3 protein-coding genes are annotated in these 3499 nt (G+C 36.1%); 2 read left to right on the top strand and 1 reads right to left on the bottom strand.

All coding sequences use genetic code 11. The annotated features are described in order from the left end of the window. Positions 1 to 358: 358 nt before the first annotated feature. Complete coding sequence (locus EL17_RS24445; protein ID WP_394332181.1) at positions 359 to 568, bottom strand: DUF3427 domain-containing protein; 210 nt, start codon at positions 566 to 568, stop codon at positions 359 to 361. Positions 569 to 613: 45 nt separating this feature from the next. On the opposite strand from EL17_RS24445, the gene EL17_RS23730 reads away from it, so the two are divergent. Both EL17_RS23730 and EL17_RS22065 read left to right on the top strand, forming a co-directional pair. After that, positions 614 to 784 carry a hypothetical protein gene (locus EL17_RS23730; protein WP_164675226.1) on the top strand — a complete coding sequence of 57 codons (171 nt, stop codon included), beginning with the start codon at positions 614 to 616 and terminating at the stop codon, positions 782 to 784. 344 nt (positions 785 to 1128) lie between these two features. Then, entirely contained in the window at positions 1129 to 3198 is a 2070-nt protein-coding gene (locus EL17_RS22065; protein ID WP_035079866.1) for a M48 family metalloprotease, read from the top strand. Positions 3199 to 3499: the final 301 nt, after the last annotated feature.

Genomic DNA, 3499 nt, shown 5'->3' with positions numbered 1-3499 from the left:
GAATTTGAGAGAGATATACAAATATTTGCCCCTGTAGGGATGAAAAATTTTTCATCCCTACAGGGGCCATGGTAAACCAGTTAATGATTTATTTATCTTTTTCCCTCTCTTACCCAAACTTCGCCAAAGCATTATACAAATAATGCGGCAAAGGCTCGGCAAGCTCCCATTGGATGTTCATAGGCTTTGAGCCGGAGTAATCTTTCAACTGCTCATCTCCGATGAAGACGTTGCCTATGGTGTTGCTGAATTCGTCCTGTTTCTGTTCGCGGACAAACAGGAGGATGGTTTTGCCTTCTTCCAGGTGCCTGATGTAACTTAGCCCTTTTCCCTTATCTGGGCGGGCTTTAATTTAGGACTACCAGTGGAATAGCTGTGCTGTGATGGCGTAATCCTGATACATGGTGGTGGGGGAGAAGTTCTCCTCTGATTTGATCAGGTCGACAAAGAGCAGCTCAACGTTCAGGGATTTGTTTTCTGCCACACCTTCCCGGTTGGAGGTTTTGGTGGCAAAGGTCCTTAATACGAATGCTGCCATGATCTGGTTCCGGGTATATCGGGAATGGATCTCAGGGGCCCATTGCTGGTGTTATAGGAGACCTTTGACAGGGAAATGGTCAGCATAGATGGGGATTATCAGGTACTGGTCTCTGATCAACTGGTGGAAGATGAAGGTCATCCTTACAGCCTGGAGCAGCTTAGAGGTCTACAGGTTTATTTGCCTATGGAAAAGAAGTATTATCCTTCACCGGAAATCCCGGAGTGGTATCGGGAGAAGGAATAGAGGGGTAGGCGAGCTGCCTGGTTTTCAGAATCTGGCAGGTCTTTTTCAGAATCTTTATCATCACTTTCCAAATCCAATATATATTTCTTAATTCTAGTCATATTACCCCATCCACGGTATTTTTTTATTCAAATTAATTCTATAATCTTGAAGAAGCATCATAAGGCCAATTTAGATCATGCAGGTATTGCCATGGGATCCTCACAGTGCTTGACAAAGGCTGGATGGAGGATGAGGCCTAAGAATTTTGTGAAGCTTTTCCCTCCTAATTCGGTTGGATAAGCCTTATTGGACTTATGGAGATTACCAATGGTGTATGATATAAAACAGAACAATATTTGACAATGAAAGAAATTAAAATATCTCCTCAGTTTAAAACTCAAACGACCAAAGCAGTTTTATCAATAACATTATTTGTACTCACCTATTTGCTTATGTTAGCCATAGCTTTAGGGTTGACAGTGTTATGTGTGTATGGGGGAATAATATTAATAGCAATTCGACCAATGTTGATTACCATTGCTTTAGGAATTGGCTTGGCAAGTTTAGGTGTTTTTGTATTGTTTTTCCTACTAAAATTTATACTTAAATCGCATAAGGTTGACCTATCGCATCTAACTGAAATAAAACAAGCAGACGAGCCAAACCTTTTTAAAATGATCGACGATATTGTAAAAGAAGTTGGTACTAGATTCCCAAAAAAAGTATATCTTTCATATGATGTAAATGCTGCTGTATTTTATGACTCTAGCTTTTGGAGTATGTTTTTTCCAACCAAAAAAAATCTGCAAATTGGTTTAGGCCTTGTGAATACGGTTACCCAATCAGAACTTAAAGCCATATTAAGCCACGAATTTGGGCATTTTTCTCAAAAAACAATGAAAGTTGGAAGTTATGTCTATAATGTAAATCAGGTCATTTTCAACCTGTTATTTGATAATGAATCTTACGATACTCTTTTGCAAAAATGGGCAAACGCAAGTGGCTATTTTTCAATTTTTGTAGTTATAGCCCATAAAATGATAAAGGGCATAAAATGGGTGCTTAAACAAGTTTATGGTGTAGTAAATAAAAGTTATATGGCATTGTCTAGGGAAATGGAATTTCACGCAGATGAAATAGCAGCAAATGTGACTGGCTATGAGCCTTTAAAAACTTCGTTGCTCAGGGTTTCTTTTGCTGACCATTCCTTAAGTACCGTATTGTCTTTTTATGACAGAAAAATTGCTGATAATCAAAAATCGGATAATATTTATAAAGACCACTTATTTGTAACAAATTTTCTTGCAAAAGACAATAACATTGAAATAAAGAATGATTTGCCCCAAATTTCAGAGAATGATTTAAACAAGTTCAATAAATCAAAATTGGTAGTAAAAGATCAATGGGCTTCTCATCCAAGCACAGAAGATAGAATAGTTAGGTTAGAAAAAACAGGGTTATCTAATACAAATCTCAATAATGAACCTGCAAATCTATTATTTACAGATATTGAGAAAAACCAAGTAGAACTTACGCATAAGATGTTTAAGGATGTAATTTATACCGGAGAATGTTCTGCTTTACCTTTTGAAATGTTTCAATCCAACTTTGTGGAGGATTTTTTAAAAAGCACCTTTTCAAAGGTTTACAATGGTTACTACGACAATAAAAACCCTGTGTTTTTTGATATTCAGAACATTGGACAAAGTACAAAAAATATCGAGCTTGAAGATTTATTTTCAGAAAGTAGAGTAGATGAAGTTTATATCGCGATATCATTGCAAAGTGATATTGAATCTATCAAACAAATTTCCGATAAACAATCTGGCGTAAAAACCTTTGATTATGACGGTGTTAAATACTCAAAGAAAGATTGTAACGGTTTACTTTCTAAACTAGAAAAGAGCTTAGAACTGTTAAATGAAAAAATTGCGGCACATGATGTTGAAATTTTTAAATTCTTTAGAAGTCAAGAACAAAAAGCTAATTTAAATGCTTCATTAGAAAACCTATACAGACAATTTTTTAATTATGACAAAGAATTTGATGTTAAATATGATGTTTATATTCAACTGACAAACAGGTTGCAATTTGTTAATGACACTACTCCGTTTGAACAAATCAGAGCCAATTTTATTAACATAGAAACACTTGAAGAACAGTTAAAGAAAGGAATTACTGAAATATTAGAAAGTCAAGATTATCAGACTGAAATAACTAATGAAATAAAAGAAAACTTTGAATTGTACCTATCTAAGAAATGGAAATATTTTGTAAATGAAAAATACTATGACAATAATTTAGAAATGCTTTTCACGGCAATGAATAATTATGCATTTCTTTTATCCAGAGGATACTTTTTGATAAAACAGAAATTATTAAATTATCAAGTCGAATTAATAAAAAACCACACATACAGCGTGTATGAGTAATAGTCGGTTTAGTGCTAATTTAAAGGTCCGTGCTTGTATTAAAGTGCCCAATGACCTACGGAAACAACGCCTAAATATTGGCCCGTTGATTACAGAAATGGCTGGCCCGGTATCAGCGTAAAGGGCGGCCCAGTGACCTCCGTTTTAGACACCTGCAGCAGTATGCCTAATGCCGAAAATGCGCCTTGCCCCTAAGCTCCTTTTTCACCGCCAATCTTATCGCCGCACGGGCCTCATCTTTTATGGTCCAGTAGAGCTGGAGGTATTTCTTTACCATTGCGACTTCTTTGTGGACTAGTTC

It is taken from the genome of Anditalea andensis (assembly GCF_000714815.1).
GTDB classification, from domain to species: domain Bacteria; phylum Bacteroidota; class Bacteroidia; order Cytophagales; family Cyclobacteriaceae; genus Anditalea; species Anditalea andensis.
The sequence above is the reverse complement of the archived record's forward strand: the minus strand, read 5'-3'. Positions and strand labels throughout refer to the sequence as shown.

Bases quoted from the DNA above. Each gene is read 5' to 3' on its own strand.
- EL17_RS22065 (WP_035079866.1), top strand. From the start codon at position 1,129: ATGAAAGAAATTAAAATATCTCCTCAGTTTAAAACTCAAACGACCAAA.
- EL17_RS23730 (WP_164675226.1), top strand. From the start codon at position 614: ATGGTCAGCATAGATGGGGATTATCAGGTACTGGTCTCTGATCAACTG.